The sequence below is a fragment of the Desulfospira joergensenii DSM 10085 genome (assembly GCF_000420085.1).
Classification (GTDB): Bacteria; Desulfobacterota; Desulfobacteria; order Desulfobacterales; family Desulfobacteraceae; genus Desulfospira; species Desulfospira joergensenii.
The window spans coordinates 860,105-875,624 of the sequence record NZ_ATUG01000002.1 but is presented as its reverse complement, the minus strand read 5'-3'; the positions used below and the strand labels follow the sequence as shown (position 1 = coordinate 875,624).

At 52.1% G+C, this 15,520-nt stretch carries 12 protein-coding genes; 8 read left to right on the top strand and 4 right to left on the bottom strand.

What is annotated here, in order from left to right:
* Positions 1-423 precede the first annotated feature (423 nt).
* From F608_RS34955 to F608_RS0116355, 4 genes are all read left to right on the top strand, one after another.
* The gene (locus F608_RS34955; protein WP_022666731.1) at positions 424-2,802 is read left to right on the top strand and encodes a methyl-accepting chemotaxis protein; all 2,379 of its coding nucleotides are present in this window, start codon (positions 424-426) and stop codon (positions 2,800-2,802) included.
* 287 nt (positions 2,803-3,089) lie between these two features.
* Positions 3,090-6,203 (top strand): transporter substrate-binding domain-containing protein, encoded by a 3,114-nt coding sequence (locus F608_RS34950; RefSeq protein WP_051148587.1) that lies wholly within the window; start codon positions 3,090-3,092, stop codon positions 6,201-6,203.
* Positions 6,190-6,861, top strand: coding sequence for a response regulator (locus F608_RS0116360; protein WP_022666729.1), 672 nt, complete (start codon positions 6,190-6,192; stop codon positions 6,859-6,861). The genes F608_RS34950 and F608_RS0116360 overlap by 14 nt, the downstream gene beginning before the upstream one ends.
* Positions 6,862-6,936: 75 nt before the next feature.
* Positions 6,937-8,211: a glycosyltransferase gene (locus F608_RS0116355; RefSeq protein ID WP_022666728.1), complete on the top strand. Its 1,275-nt coding sequence runs from the start codon at positions 6,937-6,939 to the stop codon at positions 8,209-8,211.
* A 24-nt stretch (positions 8,212-8,235) separates the two neighbouring features.
* On the opposite strand, the gene F608_RS0116350 is transcribed toward F608_RS0116355, so the two are convergent.
* The 3 genes from F608_RS0116350 to F608_RS0116340 all read right to left on the bottom strand — a co-directional run bounded on the left by F608_RS0116350 (position 8,236) and on the right by F608_RS0116340 (position 11,520).
* Positions 8,236-9,756 (bottom strand): MFS transporter, encoded by a 1,521-nt coding sequence (locus tag F608_RS0116350; RefSeq protein ID WP_022666727.1) that lies wholly within the window; start codon positions 9,754-9,756, stop codon positions 8,236-8,238.
* A gap of 204 nt (positions 9,757-9,960) precedes the next feature.
* The gene (locus tag F608_RS37165) at positions 9,961-10,095 is read right to left on the bottom strand and encodes a hypothetical protein (RefSeq protein ID WP_022666726.1); all 135 of its coding nucleotides are present in this window, start codon (positions 10,093-10,095) and stop codon (positions 9,961-9,963) included.
* Between the two features lie 87 nt (positions 10,096-10,182).
* Positions 10,183-11,520: an NAD(P)/FAD-dependent oxidoreductase gene (locus tag F608_RS0116340; protein WP_022666725.1), complete on the bottom strand. Its 1,338-nt coding sequence runs from the start codon at positions 11,518-11,520 to the stop codon at positions 10,183-10,185.
* Between the two features lie 120 nt (positions 11,521-11,640).
* Between F608_RS0116340 and F608_RS0116335 the strand changes: the two genes are divergently transcribed.
* The gene (locus F608_RS0116335; protein WP_022666724.1) at positions 11,641-12,603 is read left to right on the top strand and encodes a LysR family transcriptional regulator; all 963 of its coding nucleotides are present in this window, start codon (positions 11,641-11,643) and stop codon (positions 12,601-12,603) included.
* An 87-nt stretch (positions 12,604-12,690) separates the two neighbouring features.
* On the opposite strand, the gene F608_RS0116330 is transcribed toward F608_RS0116335, so the two are convergent.
* A complete protein-coding gene (locus F608_RS0116330) occupies positions 12,691-13,287 on the bottom strand; it encodes a DUF3750 domain-containing protein (RefSeq protein WP_022666723.1) in 597 nt (198 codons plus the stop codon).
* Between the two features lie 242 nt (positions 13,288-13,529).
* On the opposite strand from F608_RS0116330, the gene F608_RS0116325 reads away from it, so the two are divergent.
* The 3 genes from F608_RS0116325 to F608_RS32285 all read left to right on the top strand — a co-directional run bounded on the left by F608_RS0116325 (position 13,530) and on the right by F608_RS32285 (position 15,418).
* On the top strand, positions 13,530-13,865 hold the full coding sequence (locus F608_RS0116325; RefSeq protein ID WP_027362829.1) for a DUF134 domain-containing protein: 336 nt from the start codon (positions 13,530-13,532) through the stop codon (positions 13,863-13,865).
* Positions 13,866-14,117: 252 nt separating this feature from the next.
* On the top strand, positions 14,118-14,405 hold the full coding sequence (locus F608_RS0116315) for a DUF5320 domain-containing protein (protein WP_022666722.1): 288 nt from the start codon (positions 14,118-14,120) through the stop codon (positions 14,403-14,405).
* 581 nt (positions 14,406-14,986) lie between these two features.
* Positions 14,987-15,418 carry an Ada metal-binding domain-containing protein gene (locus F608_RS32285; protein WP_022666720.1) on the top strand — a complete coding sequence of 144 codons (432 nt, stop codon included), beginning with the start codon at positions 14,987-14,989 and terminating at the stop codon, positions 15,416-15,418.
* Positions 15,419-15,520: the final 102 nt, after the last annotated feature.

Here is a 15,520-nt window from a genome sequence, read left to right as displayed (position 1 = left end):
TTTTTCCATGGAATGTAAAACCACTCGATATCCCTTTGATTTTGTACTCGATTTTTCCGCAGACCAGGGAAAAAGCCGCGGACAGGGGAAAAAATCGGCGATAAATATTAAACGTTATGAGGATTCCTGGAACCCCGGATCATTGAAACCAAACGCCATAAACCATTTGACTTTTACTTATAAAGCAATTAATACAGCACCCTGCAAGTGCTCCTGGGAGATTTTCATTTTTGATCTGTAAAGAGGAGAGCTGACAGGGGAAGAGGGGAATGAATGTGAATTTGATTGCTGTATCCGGCAGAACTTAGGATGAATTAAAATTACAGACAATTCCGAATCGCCTGAAGTAGAATCCGGGGGAAATGAAATCCAAAGGAAACCGGGAAGAAATCGAAAAAAGGGGTCAATAAATGGGGAAAGGGTATGTTTAAAAATTTGCGAATCAGAACAAAATTGATCGGAGGAGTGGGCGCCATTCTTTCCATTGCTGTGATTGTAGGCATTACAGGCTTTTATTCTTTGAACAGGGTAATGACGGTGGTCCACCTTCATTCGAAAGTTCTGGGAATCGAAAAAGGCATGGAAAATATTTTAATTCACCAGGAAAAATACAGGCGGACCGGCAACCTTGACGATTATACCGCGATCCGTGAAACTTTTAATTCGGTAAGTCAGGAGATGAAGACCCTGGGAGAGTCAAGTGTGGATTCAGCCACCTTTGACAACCTTGAACAAAACATACAGGCCTATGACAAACTCTTGTCCGGGCTGAAAGACACCCACGAGAACAACAAGGCTCTGTTGGAAAATCTTAAAAAATTTTCGGCTGAGATGAGCGAAATTTTCGGCCGGAATATTGAATCGGAAAGCACCGAAATCCACCATGGGATCATGTCGGCCAGTGAAAAATTCCTTAAGGATTATTCGTATAAAAATGTAAGCGACATACTGGAACTCGGCCTTAATGTCATAAAGTTCAATCATTCTGCGGGAAAAACCAGAAAAGAAACTTTGGAGACAATTCGAAATCTGCATTTTAACGGGGATAATTATTTTTTCGTGGTCCAGAAAAATTATACCCTTATTGCCCACGGTGCCAAAGCAGAACTGGAAGGCATGGATTTCAGCAAAATACAAGACAAAAAAACCGGAAAAACCTTTATGGTTGAACTTGTTAAAAACGCCCTGGAAAAAGGGTCTTCCACAACGGAGTACTATTGGACAAAGCCGGGAAAAGGAGACTCTCTCTTTCCCAAGGTAACCATGGCCCGGTATTTTAAGCCCTGGGATATGATCATATGTGCCGGTATTTATCTGGAGGATATCGACAAGGCCAGCCAGGAAATGAACAAGATTGTTTCCCAGGGTTTCAAAGGTATCGAACAATTGAACACCTTGGAAAAAACAATGATTCACGCCAGACTGGCCAGCCTCTATCACATGATGTTTAATGCCGGAAGTCAGCAAACCCTGGACTTTCTCTCGGAGATCATTGCTGCCGAAAAGGCAACACCCGGGATCAAAGAAGCAGCCGAAGCCTATATGAAAAGCTGGGAATCCTATTCCGATAACATGGAAAAGGCCCAGTTCAGCTCGAGTGCTGCGACAAAAAGTCTCAAGGACGGGATGACAAAGATGCAGCAGGTTTCTTCCGGGATCAGTCAAAACATGACGTCTACAGAGAAAACCGCCAACTCCATTATTCTTGTGTTTGTCATTTCAGGGGCTGTATTTGGCATGGCTCTGGCGTTTTTTCTTGTACGTTCCATCCTGAACCCCATCCGGGAAACCAATGAAATGATCAAGGATATTGCAGAAGGGGAAGGGGATTTAACAAAGCGCCTGAATGTAGCTTCCAAGGATGAAGTGGGAGAACTGGCCCAGTGGATCAATCTCTTTATTGAGAAACTCCAGTCCATGATCCGGGAAATTTCATCCGGCGTCGATACCCTTTCAGGATCATCCGATCAATTATCTTCCGTCTCCAAACAGATTGCTTCAAATTCGGATCAGACGGCGAACAGATCCACCCGCGTTGCATCTGCCGCCGAGGAGATGAGTACAAACATGACCGATGTGGCAGCGGCATCCGAGCAGACCACCGCAAATATTCAAACCATTGTTGCGGCCATTGAAGAGATGCGGGCGACCATCCAGGAAATCACAGATAATATGACCCGGGGAAATACGACCACCCAAAATGCGGTATCCAAGGCAAAGGAAGTGTTATCAAAGGTTGATGATCTTGGAAAGGCTGCGGCTGAGATCAACAAGGTAACAGAAACCATAGCCGATATATCTGAACAGACAAACTTGCTGGCTCTGAATGCCACCATTGAAGCGGCCCGGGCAGGAGAGGCCGGGAAAGGATTTGCCGTTGTGGCCGGTGAAATAAAAGAGCTTGCCCAGCAGACAGCCCAGGCTACCAGTGAAATCAATACCAAGATTGCCAATGTTCAGGCCACAACGGCAGAATCCGTAAACGTGATTGAAACCGTTGTGGGTGTGATCAATGAGATTGATGAGATTGTCAGCGGGGTTGCTGCCGCAATGGAAGAGCAATCCTCCTCCACCCTTGAAATAGCCAATAGTGTCAGCCAGGCGGCCCAGGGAGTTGAAGAAGTCAACGGGAATGTAAACCAGGCCAATACGGCAGCCCTCAGTGTGACCAGTGAGATTGCCGAAGTCAGCGAGGCCGCAGCCCAGATCAACTCCGGCAGCAGCAGGGTTAAAGATAGCGCAGAAGGCCTGTCTCAACTGGCCGTAAATCTCAGCGAATTGGTCGGACGGTTTAAGATTTAATTTCGACCCGAAAAGGGTCATATGGTTGCGGTTCTCAACCGGTTTAGCGAAAAGAGAGGCAACGGCACGGGGTCGTCCTTCTTGGGAAGGACGACCCTGTTTTGAAACTTTGCCCGGTGATTGAATGAGCAGGTAATCTTTGCTCCTCGGGACGGTAACCGGGATTTTATTTTGAAAACGGCTATAAAAACAGGGCCCGCCCGGGTCTATGATCCATACCGGCTTGCAGTTTTCCAGAGAAGGTGAGATGATACCTTTTTAACCGCCGATGGAGGATTAACCGACCCATGCAGCGCCACTCGACAGATCATTTAAAAGCAATGATCATCATTGCCTGGTTTTTATTGATCTTCCCCTTTTCAGGCGCTGCGGCACAGATCAATCTCACCGAGGCTGAAAAGGTGTTTATCAAAGAGCACCCAATGGTCCGGGTGGCAAACGAAATGGACTGGACACCCTTTGACTACGCTGAAGACGGCAAAGCAAAGGGATATTCCATTGACCTGTTGAATATCATCGCCGAAAAAACCGGGTTGAAGCTGGAGTATATCAACGGTTTTCGCTGGGACGAACTATTGAATATGGGAATCCAGCGCCGGATAGATGTTTTTCCGGCCATCTGGAAAACCGAAGAAAGAAAAAAACATTTTCTTTTTACAACGTCTTATATCGATACCCCCTATATCCTGGTCATCCATCAGGACAGGCAGGACATCAGCAGCATTGAAACCCTCAAGGGACGAATCCTGACGGGCATCAAAGGATTTGCCAGCACGGAACAGGTAAAGGCCCATTACCCCGGAATTGAGGTCCTAGAGGTGGAAAGTGCGGCAGAAGGACTCCGGCAGGTCTCCTACGGCAGGGCAGACGCCTATCTCGGATCCATGGCAGAGACCAATTTTGTCATTAACCGGCATCTGGTGCCGAATCTGAAAATTGCAGGAGAGACCGATCTTGGGGGCCGGGTGGAATCGCCCCTGCTCTATATCGGGATCCGAAAAGACTGGCCCATGCTTTTGCAGATCATCCAGAGGGGCATGGATGCCATCACCCAGGGGGAAAAACAGGCCCTTCACCTCAAGTGGCTGGAATTCAACAAACAGCCCGGAACCCTGGTGCTCAACGAATCGGAGCGTTCGTTTCTGGCCTCCCATCCCGTACTTCGGATGGGCTTTGATCCGGATTGGCCACCGGTCACATATTTGAACCGGAACAATAAGATGAGCGGCATGGCAGAGGACTACCTTGAGATCGTCGGCCAAAAGCTGGGGGTGAAAGTGGAGCCTGTGGCTTCGGAAAACTGGTCCGATGTACCCCGGGCGGTCCAGGCCGGTCAAATCGATTTTCTCACCGGGATTTTTCCGGCCGGACAGGATCGAAAAGGACTGATCTTTACCGATCCCTATCTGAGCTTTCCCATCGTGATTGTGACCCGTGAAGATGTGCCCTATGTCAGCAGTCCGGCATTTTTAGAAAATAAAACCGTGGCCGTGGTGACCGGCAGGCCCTTTCATGGACAGCTTTCATCGGCCCATCCCGGCATCCGGATTTTAAAGGTTAACCGGGTCAAAGACGGACTCCTGGCCGTGGCGGGAAAGGAGGCCTTTGCCTTTGTGGGCAGCCTGGCAGCCGCCGGACACGTGATTGGACGGGAGGGATTTACCACCCTGAAAGTGTCGGGCGGAACCCCGTATCACCTGGAGGTGGCCCTGGGGTGCAGCAAAGAGAACCCGGTACTGCGGGACCTGCTGCAAAAGGCCATGGCCGGCATTTCCACAGAAGAACAAAACAATATATACAGCAAATGGGCCAGTGTCACCTTTGAATATCAGCCGGATTATTCAATGATGTGGAAACTCGGAAGCGGAGGCCTTGTGTTTCTGCTGCTGGTTCTTTATTGGAACCGCCGCCTGAGGCGGATGGCCAATGACCTTGAAGCGGCTAGGGACCAGGCCGAAGCGGCCAACAGGTCCAAAAGCATCTTCCTTGCCAATATGAGCCATGAACTGAGGACCCCGCTGAACGCCATCCTGGGATTTTCACAGATCATGGCGGACGACAAGGGCCTGGACCCGACCCAGAAAGAAAACCTGAGAATCATAAACAGCAGCGGAGAACACCTGCTTTCCCTGATCAGCGATATCCTGGACATGTCAAAGATAGAGGCCGGCCGGATTGTACTCAAAGCATCCGTATTCAGCCTTACGGATTTCATGGCCCATATCGATGATATGCTCCGGGCCATGGCAGATGAAAAGGGCCTCTACCTGAAGTTCCGCCTTGCACCGGGCCTGCCCGGGGTTATCCGGGCGGACAAGGCCAGGCTGCGGCAGGTCCTGGTCAATCTGATTGTGAACGGCATAAAAAACACCGAAAAAGGGGGGGTTACCGTCAGCGTGGCCTCTGGTTCTCCTTTCGCCCCCCCGGACAGATCCAGCCTTTGCTTTGCGGTCCGGGATACGGGAAAGGGGATTGCTCCGGAATACAGGGACAAAATTTTCAAACCCTTTATGCAGGCCGGCCATGACAGCCAGGCCCCCGGAGGCACCGGTCTGGGCCTGTCCATCTGCCAGACCCTGGTGGAAATGATGGGGGGAACCATCGTCCTTGACAGTGAAACCGGTGAGGGTTCCGGCTTTTCCTTTACCATTGAAATCCAAAAAGAAGACAGGGCCGGCCGGTTTGACGGGCCCGGGACGGACAGGGCCGGCCGATACCATCACCGGGTTCTGGCACCGGACCAGCCCCGGTACCGGATTCTGGTTGTGGATGATTCAGACAACAACAGAATGCTGCTGACCTCCATCCTGGACAAAGCCGGTTTTTTGGTAAAAGGAGCCCCCTGTGCAGAAACAGCCTTTGAGATTATCCATGACTGGCGGCCCCATCTGGTATGGATGGATATTCAGATGGAGGGGATGGACGGACTTGCGGCCACCCGCCGAATCCGGCAAAAGCAAGACCCCGGCCTGAAAATTATCGGCATCTCCGCATCCGCCTTTGAAGAAGACCGGATTGCCTGCATGGAAGCGGGGTGTGACGATTTTGTGGCCAAGCCCGCAGACCGGCAGGAGGTGTTAAAAAAAATGACCCGCCACCTTGGTGCAGCCTTTGTCTCTCCGGAAGAGACAGACCCGGAACCGCCGACCAAAGGCAGAGAAAGGGGAAAAGAGGAACCGTGGGGACCTGTGCTGCTGGATCGGATTCCCGGGGACATCACCACCCGGTTGGAGCAGGCTGTATTTTCATTTGACTATGAAATGACCCTTTCCGCCATCGAAAAAATCCATACTGCGGATCCTGAACTGGGGAACCGGTTATCGGCCTGTGCCAAAGTATACCAGTTCGAAACCCTGCAGGCACTTTTCGAAAAAAGGAGCATCAGAAATGAGCAGCCCTGAGTTCGCCAATATCTTGATCGTAGACGATGAACCCAACAACCTGAGTGTATTAAGACAGATGCTCTCTGCCCAGGGATATAAAGTCCGCCCCATCACCAACGGCCGTACCGCCCTCCAGGCAGCCGAAACCCTGGTCCCGGATCTCATCCTTCTAGACATCATGATGCCCGGCGGCCTTGACGGATTCACCGTCTGCCGCAAGCTCAAACAGATGGAGCAAATCAAAGATGTCCCCGTCATCTTCTTAAGCGCCCTGGATGATACGGAAAACAAAGTCCTTGCCTTTGAAACCGGCGGAGTGGACTACATCACCAAACCCTTTGAACAGTCAGAAGTGCTGACCCGGGTGAAAACCCATATCCTGCTGTATCAATCCCAAAAGGATCTGAAGGAGAAGAACCAAGACCTGGCCAAAATGAACCAGGAACTGAAACAGGCAATGGATGAAATAAAGACCCTTAAAGGGATTCTGCCCATATGCAGCTATTGTAAAAAAATCCGGGATGACCAGGGAAACTGGAATTACCTGGAGACCTATATTGAGAATCACTCCGAAGCATCCATGACCCACGGCATGTGCCCTGAATGTTCAGATAAGCTATACGGCAAAGAAGACTGGTACGTAAAAATGAAAGCCGGCAAGAAAAAATCCGACTAAACTGGGTTCTTGCACACAGGTACAGCCAATGATCATGAGCGGAGAGGCTGTGAATCTATTTATTATGCAGAAGATATGAGAATATTCATCGCAACCTATGGATCCCGCGGGGATGTCCAGCCCTATGTGGCTCTGGGAAAAGGGCTGGAAGATGCCGGACATCGTGTGACCCTTGCCACGAGCGAACGCTTCCGGGAATTTGTTGCCGCCAATGGACTTGAATACGGATACCTGGGAGACGGACTGCTGTCGATCGTCGATACGGATCAGGGAAAGGATCTCCTGGAGAACACCACAAATATCTTTGATGTGGTAAAGCAGAATATAAAACTGGCCAAACAGACCCAGTCCCTGCAAAAAGCCCTGCTGCGGGAAACCTGGGAAGCTGCAGAAAAGGCCAGGCCCGACTTCATCCTATACCATCCCAAAGCCGGTGCTGCCCCCCATATCGCAGAGAAACTGGGGATAGGATGCGCCCTGGCAACCCCGATTCCCATGTTTGTACCCACATCTGAGCGCCCTTTTCTCGCGCTGCCGGACCTGAAGCTGGGTGGATGGTACAATCGCCTGAGCTATCAGATCATCACCTCCCTGACCGGGATCTTTCTCGGAAAGTATATCAAAGAGTTCCGCAGGGACATCGGCCTGGGGCCATTGAAAAAATTTAATTTTCTAAAGACCGGTACGGGGCAGGATATCCCGGTTCTCCATGCCTATAGCGAGGCTGTCCTTCCCCGCCCGGGCGACTGGCCGGAAACTGCCCAGGTCACGGGATATTGGTTTCTGGATGGACAAACCGGGTGGACGCCTCCCCAGGACCTGCAGGCCTTTCTGGACAAGGGTGAACCTCCGGTCTATATCGGTTTCGGCTCCATGGCCGGCCGCAATCCGGATCAGCTGGCAGAAACCGTGATAACTGCTCTGCAAAAAAGCGGTTTGAGGGGCATCCTCGCCACGGGCTGGGGCGGATTGAAACTGGAAACCCTGCCGGACACCATCTTCAAAATTGAAACGGCTCCCCATGACTGGCTGTTTCCCCGCGTATCCGCCGTCGTGCACCATGGCGGTGCAGGAACTAGCGGAGCCGGGCTGCGGGCGGGAAAGCCCTCTGTGATCGTACCTTTTTTCGGAGACCAGCCCTTTTGGGGACGATGTATTCACTCTCTAGGGGCGGGCAGCAGGCCGATACCCCGGAAAAAACTGACGGCTGACAAACTGGCCGCAGCCATCCGGAATGCAGTATCCAATCCTGATATCCGGGAAAAAGCAGAAGAGATCGGGAAGAAAATCCGTCATGAAGATGGGATCAAGAATGGCGTCGCAATGATTGAAAAGATGCAGAAGGCTTAAAACCCCATTATTTCCTACATTTATTCAATTCTCCAGGGAATCCCTTTTTTCCCCGGCAGGAAGGGCGGCGGCCAGGACCAGGCAGAGGATGGATGCAGCCGCGACCACCCAAAAGGCCGATCCAAGCCCCCCTGCCACGGCCTCTTCCAGGACGGCCCGGGAATCCGGGGTCAGCAGGGCCTGGAACTCTGGTTTGAAAAGGTTCTCCGTACTCTGTTTGAGCTGGAGAAACAATTGAGGCGGCAGACTTTGAACGGCGCTGTCAAGACGGTTCACCAGTCCCGTGGTGACAAGGCCTCCGCAGACCCCCACCCCGATGGTACCGCCCAGGGTCCGGAAGAACTGGTGGGAAGAGGTGGACACACCGAGATCCTTGTCCGAAAGGGAGCCCTGGACCAGTAAAAGGGTGGACAGGGTGACAAATCCCATGCCGAGTCCCATGATCAGGAAGACCAGAAAACAGGTGGTCATGGTTGTGTTAGGCGTGAAGCCAAGGGTCATGAGGCCTCCGGTCACAAGCATGGCCCCGCCTGCAAGGGCGGCCGGTTTTTCGCTGAAACGGTGCATGACCCGCCCAAGAACCAGGGAGCCCATGGACCAGCCCAAACTCAGGGAGAGCATGGCCAGACCGGTCTCCATGGGGGTCCGGGACAGGGCGCCCTGGACGAACAGAGGAGAGTAGGCAAACAGGGCAAAGATGGCAAAGCTGGCAAAAAAGGCGGCCCCGTTTCCCAGGGAGAAGAGACGGCTTTTAAAGAAATTCGGGTTCAGAATCGGGTCTGCTGCCCTGTGTTCGGCGAAGATAAAACCGATTCCCAGCCCCAGGGCCAGAATTGCCATGGACAGGGACCAGGTTGACCCCCAGGCATGGGTCCTTCCCCCGGAAATAAAAAGGGTGAGCAGGCTCAGGATGAACCCGGTCAGCAGGCATGCCCCGACCAGATCGAGCCTTGTTTCGGGGTTCTTTTTCCGGAACTCCCTGAGGTAGATGCCGATGACAAACAGGCTGACAATGCCCAGGGGCACGTTGATGTAAAAGATCCACCGCCAGGAAAACCAGGTAACGATGAAGCCGCCCAGGCTTGGGCCGATCACGCTGGAGATGCCCCATATGGAGCTGGCAAGGGAGAGGGTCCGGGCCCGCCGGCCCGGCAGTGCCACATCGGAAAGCACGATGTAAACCAGGGCAAAATTGCCCCCTGCCCCGATGCCCTGAACCACCCGGGCCGCCACCAGAAAGGCCATGGAAGGGGATGCTCCGGCTGCGGCCGAGGCAAGCAGAAACAGGCTGATGGAAACCAGGAAGAGCTTCCGGGTATCGTAGAGATCCGCCAGCTTTCCGAACACGGGAAGGGAAACGGCCCGGGCCAGAAAATAGGCCGAATAGACCCAGGCGTATAGGTCCAGTCCGCCCAGGTCGGAGATGATGGAGGGCATGGCCGCAGTGATGACCAGTGCATCCATGGCCCCCAGAAACAGGGCCATCAAAGTGGCCCCGATGATCCAGATCCGCTGGCGGTTATCGATATGGGAGGTGTCGGTCATAGTGGGCCCATTTTGCTTAAATTGACTTTACCGGCAGATATAGCCAAACCAGCAGGCCCCGTCAATACCCGGACAGAAGGGAAGACCGCATTATAGAATATTCAAGTCCGGCCGTTGGAGCTTCAGCCAAGCAGAGGGAATGTTTTTTTCGACCACCAACTACTGATTTCTGACACCAAGGCCATGGAGAACGGACCTTCGATTTTAATCATCAAGTTCTTTCTTCGGAGCAGAATCCTCTTGCAAATTTTGTCTTGTCCGTTCCGAGTCTATCTTTTCCAGAAATTTTATGAGGTCTTTCTTTGTAAGATCTTTTTTTGAGTGGGTTTCTTTAGCCATATGCATTGTCCTTTACAGCCATGCCGCCTGCATATAGTGCAGTCCCAGGGTGCTGCCGGCCCGGTACCGGGCCGGCAGACGCCTGTCTTAACCGTTAACGGAAAAGCTGGAATCCTGATTGATTTCTCTTTTTCTGGAGAAAAAACCAACGTTGATGGTCCGTGTGAGATATTTGAAGTCATACTGGAAAGGATCGTTATCATGGTCACGACCCTTTTCGCAGGCATCGATGAGCTCTGCCATCATCCGACCCACAACCGGGGCGTTCTTGTACTGGTTGCCCGAGGTTCCGATGGCCAGGTAGAACCCGTCCATGTCGGACTTGTCGTAGATGGGGATCCAGTCATCGGAGATGTCGTAGAGATCCACCACACCCTTGGGCTGATTGGGCACCTGGAGGGAAGGAACCCGTTTGGCCCATCTATAGCACTGGGCTTTCCACTGCTCATCGGTCAGGACGTTGTCCTTGCCGTGCCCGCCCCTGCCGGCGTAGAATTCATCCGGATCCACGATTTCCCTCTTGTCGCATTCCGGGTCTTCGGAACCGATCAGGAACATGTTGCCGACCTCGGGACGGGTGTAACAGCCCACATCCCCGTCGGACATATGGTACCCGTCGTTGAGGTAGTCGTACCCGTCCGGAGAGGGGCAGTACATCACTTCGTGGCGCAGGGACTTGGTTTTGATGTTGCATCCTTCCCACACCCCCTTGGCCATCTGGGTCACCTTGTAGGAATGGGGTCCGCCCACATTGACGACGATACCGGCATCGATCCGGGTCCCGTCCTTGAGGGTAATGCCCTTGACCTTGTTGTTCTCGCTTCTGATATCCACCACTTCTGCGTTAAATATGAATTCGGCGCCGTGGGTTTCGGCAGCCCGCATGATATTGTGGGCAGACAGGGCCGGATCATTGACATAACCGCCCTCGGGGCAGAAGATGGCGCCCTCGAGCATTTCAGTGGGCTCATCATAGAACTTGGGATCTTCAGGACGTCTCACCGGCCAGAATTTATGGACATCTGCCACGGGAACTTTTGCCTTGATGGTGTCGTTATCCCATTCTTCGTACTGGACGCCGACGGCATCGTAATGTTTTTTCACCTTGCGCCAGTCATGGCCTTCGGACTTGAGCAGGATGGAGCCGGTATTCATGAATTTGGCAAGACCTTTTTCATCCTTGACATTGCCCAGGTAGTTTTCCCAGTCCAGCCAGTATTTGAATCCTTCGTAGGCCAGGGCCACCCCGTCCTCGGTGGAGTAGTGGGCCCGGACAATGGCACATGAGCCGGCGGTGGAGCCTTCCCCGGCGTCGGGCTGTTTGTCCACGGTCAGGGTTTTGTATCCCAGTTTGGAAAGTTCATAGGCAATGGGGGTTCCGATTACGCCGGCACCGATGATGATCGCATCGTATTTTTGGGTCATGTTACTCTCCTTTTACCAATCTGTTTAGGGTGGTGCTGCAATTTACTTCTTGAGATAATTATATAGATCCATTAATATTAGTAAAATTATTTAAAATACAGATAAGGATCAGTTAAAATAATGCTACCCGATTTCAATCGATTAAAGGTGTTTTATCATATTTACCGAACCGGGAGTGTGGTGGCGGCGGCAGAGGAACTCTGCCTGACCCAGTCCGGTGTCAGCCAGCATTTACAAAAGCTGGAAAATGAAATCGGGTTGCCGCTCTTTATCCGTTTGCATAAAAAACTGATCCCGACAAACGGGGCGCATAAGCTCTTTAAAATCGTATCGGCTTTTGTGGATAATCTCAGTGTGGGTGTGAAATATATCTGTGACCGGCACGAAAAACCAATGGGGCATATCAAAATCGGCGGCCCCATGGAGTTCAGCCGTAATTTTTTCCTGCCCTTTTTTACCGCATTTCAAAAATTATATCCGGCTGTAAAAATATCCTTGTACAGCGGGAACCCGGTGGAATTATTGAAACAGCTCTTTAACGGACAAATTGATATGGCCTTTATCGACCTTTTCAGTTCCACGGAAAAGGGACAGCTGGTCGGCAATTTATCGGCATATACGGCAAAATCAGTCTTTGAGGTGGAACTGCTGTTGACGTGCTCAAAACAATATTACGATATTCATTTAAAAGGGGATCATTCATATCAAAATCTAAAAAAATGCAGCTATGGAACATATGAAGATTACGGGTTGGAACTGAAAAGTTGGTTCAAGCATCATTTTAAACGGATTCCGGCCAATTTGAATATTAAATTCAAAGCGCAGAATATGCCCACCTCCATACTGTGGCTGAAGAGTCATATGGGACTTGGCATTGTAGACGGATATTGGGTGGCGGATCTGATCGACAACGGTGATATCATGCCGATTACGACGGATCAACCTCAGATCATGAATCGAATTTCCATGATGCGCCTGCAGGGAAAATCCATGTCGGCATTGGAAACGATATTTCTCGATCATTTTCACGAACATATGCAGCGCCAGGAATGGACACAACGGGTGAGTTATTTGGGGATATAAGCCCCGAGGTCTGGGTCTTCACCCAGACCTGGTCAGAAGATCGTCGGGCGGATCCATACAACCGGTAAAACGTCTATCTCAAGATAATTATTCTTGAGGTCGGAAATCTGTTTTTTTTGCGTAGCCGCTGCCAATGGCTGAGAACGGAAGGTCCATTTCAAGCTCGGGAACCAGGAGTCCGATCCAGGCGGTAAAAGTGTTGCTGTTCGGGCCGGGGAAGGCTTTATACGTGGTTTTCCATGGATAGGTTTTTGCGGCCTTGTCAACCTTATCGATCAACTCGTCCACACCTTTTCCTTTTTTCAACTGGATCAATTCGGGCCGACTGCCGTACCAGTACCTGTCCGGAATGTCCTGACGGACACCCAATACCGGCCTGCCGCGGTGCCCCCTCCATCCCACAACGTCATAGACCGTATAAACGCTTTCACCCGTTTTCTTGGCAGCGATCCAGGTATGGATGGCGAACCACCCGCGCCAGCTCCAGGCATCTGCTCCCAGCACGGCCAGTACCGCTTCACTGGACTTCTGCGGGTCCGGCAGGATTCCGGCAGGTTCACGACTCGCAGTTCGCCAGTCTTTGTCTGCACTGCATCCGGCAAGCCCAAAAAGGATCAATACGACAGCCGGAAGAATGATCCTTGATTTGGATTCTTTGGGATAAAAAATTCCGTTTTTTTTCAAACCCGTCACTCCTTGAACCGTTGTTCTATCCGGTGATCCGGCCGAAATTCATCGGCAGATCACCGAAAATTGCTTCGTTTACCATACATATAGCAATAAGAATGATAACCGGCTCGTCAAGCCGGCAATTCCCAGAAGGGGATCTCAATCCAGTTTATTTTGATCAAATGATCATTATTTTTCTTGACACCGGTTTTAACTGGATCTATATTATGGTCAAATGCTCATAACAAGGAGAGCTCATGCCCAGACCCAAACGTCCCAGATGCATATCTGCCAGGCCCCGGATCCGGGGGTTCCAGCCCCGGGGAGCCGAGGAAACCGGAGAGATCATTCTCTCCCTGGAGGAATTTGAAGTGATCCGGCTCATTGACCACGAAGGATTTGACCAGGCAGGAGTTGCCGAGGTCATGGAGGTATCCCGCCAGACCGTAGGCCGGATACTGAAAAGTGCCCGGTTCAAAATCGCCGAATCCCTGGTTCAGGCCAAACGGCTCACGGTCCAGGGAGGCTGCTATGAGATGAGGGAACAGGTCGGGGGCAGAGGAAGGCGGCGCAGAGGCCGCAGAAAGCTTTAAAGATCAAAGGAGGTGAAACTTATGCCAGGAAAAAAGGATACCGGTAAGGGCCAATGCGACAACCAAGGTGATCCCACGCGGAAGGGCACCGGCGGAGGAAGGCGTGCCAATGGTATCGGAAGATGCCAGGGAGGCACCGGCCGGGGCCGGGGAGGCCGGGGTCAGTGCCAGGGAGGCAAAGGCCGCGGACAGGGACAACCGTCCTGAAACCCCTTGCCTCGACTTTTGATCTTAATATAAGGAGATATGACCATGCCAGGATACAATCAAAGAGGCCCGGAGAACATGGGCCCCATGACGGGAAGAGGAATGGGAAGATGCATGACCGGCAGTGACCGGGATCCGGTCCGGACCGGGAGAGCATATGGTGCCGGAAACGGCCGGGGCAGAAGATGCGGCCGGGGATTTGCCCGGGGGGCTGCCCCCTGGTCCGGAGCCCCTGCCCAGGTCACAAGGGAAGATCTGACCCTGAGAGCCCGGGCCCTTGAAAAGGAGCTTGAAGCCGTGAATCAGGAACTTAAGAGCTACTCCGGGGAATAAAACCCTCCCGTAAAACCGCCTGTTCAGGTCCGGCCCGGACAGGCGGTTTTTTATTCGGCTCCCGGCCTGGGAGCTGGCCTCTTATCCATTCCACCTGATGAATCTAATGTAAGTACCCAAGTCCGGCTGCAGGGGCTCAGCTCCGCAGAGGGAAGAATTTTTACGGGCTCTAAGCGGCTTTCCACGAAAAGGTGGCAACTCGTTTCACTCAAACAGGCCACCTTTTTACCGTTCCAAGTCGTCAAGAGCCCATACAAAATCCCCCCTTATGTCTTTTCTGAAGCCCCTGCAGCCTTTGCTTTGATACGGCAAATTTTAAGGCAGAAAATTAGTTGCTGGAGCTTTGATCTGTCAGGGCAGAAGGCCATTGGCATGGGTTTGGAACGGGATATGCCGGAGAAGGAGGTCCCATGGACGGAGCCGGCAAGGACAGGCCGGTGGGAATGCAGTGGAAAATCCATGCCAATGGCGGGCCAATCTGCATGTGATTGCCCTGCCTTGACAAGATCCCATGAATTGCCATACAAAGAAAGATCAGGAGCGTTTTCCAACAATACTTTAACAGATTCACGGGGCTGACCATGAAGACATTTATCGGCGGGGCATTGGCACTGGTTATCGGGGTACCTTGTTTGGGAATTTTTTTACCGGCCTTGGCCGGTCTGCTGGCCGGCACCATCCCCATCCTGCTCATCCTGGGCGGTGGCCTGGCCGTCTACCTGGGATATGAAGATCTAAAAGCAGACAAGGAAGCAAAAGAGGATTTCACGGAGCCTGTTTCCGTTCCCGGGCCGGAAGAGGGATCCACAGAGCCGGACTTAGCAGGGCAAGAAGAGGATAGCCGGACGAATCCGGACGATGATGCCCCCCGGCTGGTGGGCAATACCGACTCCCTTGTCTTTCACAAGCCGGACTGCGGATTCGCCCAGAGTGCGAAATGCACCCAGAAATTCAGTTCCCCCAGCCAGGCCGCGGACAAGGGGTATAAACCCTGCAAGATATGCAGTCCGTAAGATCCGGGCGGCCCGGCCCACCGGGATATCCGGGCCGCGAATTCATCTAAAAATCCCGGGATATTTTTCCTGTTTTCTCTTATCTTCCCCCCTGCATGGGGA

What these genes read in the sequence shown, in the direction of transcription:
- F608_RS34955 (WP_022666731.1), top strand. Translation starts at nt 424, where the DNA reads ATGTTTAAAAATTTGCGAATCAGAACAAAATTGATCGGAGGAGTGGGC.
- F608_RS34950 (WP_051148587.1), top strand. Translation starts at nt 3,090, where the DNA reads ATGCAGCGCCACTCGACAGATCATTTAAAAGCAATGATCATCATTGCC.
- F608_RS0116360 (WP_022666729.1), top strand. Translation starts at nt 6,190, where the DNA reads ATGAGCAGCCCTGAGTTCGCCAATATCTTGATCGTAGACGATGAACCC.
- F608_RS0116355 (WP_022666728.1), top strand. Translation starts at nt 6,937, where the DNA reads ATGAGAATATTCATCGCAACCTATGGATCCCGCGGGGATGTCCAGCCC.
- F608_RS0116350 (WP_022666727.1), bottom strand. Translation starts at nt 9,756, where the DNA reads ATGACCGACACCTCCCATATCGATAACCGCCAGCGGATCTGGATCATC.
- F608_RS37165 (WP_022666726.1), bottom strand. Translation starts at nt 10,095, where the DNA reads ATGGCTAAAGAAACCCACTCAAAAAAAGATCTTACAAAGAAAGACCTC.
- F608_RS0116340 (WP_022666725.1), bottom strand. Translation starts at nt 11,520, where the DNA reads ATGACCCAAAAATACGATGCGATCATCATCGGTGCCGGCGTAATCGGA.
- F608_RS0116335 (WP_022666724.1), top strand. Translation starts at nt 11,641, where the DNA reads ATGCTACCCGATTTCAATCGATTAAAGGTGTTTTATCATATTTACCGA.
- F608_RS0116325 (WP_027362829.1), top strand. Translation starts at nt 13,530, where the DNA reads ATGCCCAGACCCAAACGTCCCAGATGCATATCTGCCAGGCCCCGGATC.
- F608_RS0116315 (WP_022666722.1), top strand. Translation starts at nt 14,118, where the DNA reads ATGCCAGGATACAATCAAAGAGGCCCGGAGAACATGGGCCCCATGACG.
- F608_RS32285 (WP_022666720.1), top strand. Translation starts at nt 14,987, where the DNA reads ATGAAGACATTTATCGGCGGGGCATTGGCACTGGTTATCGGGGTACCT.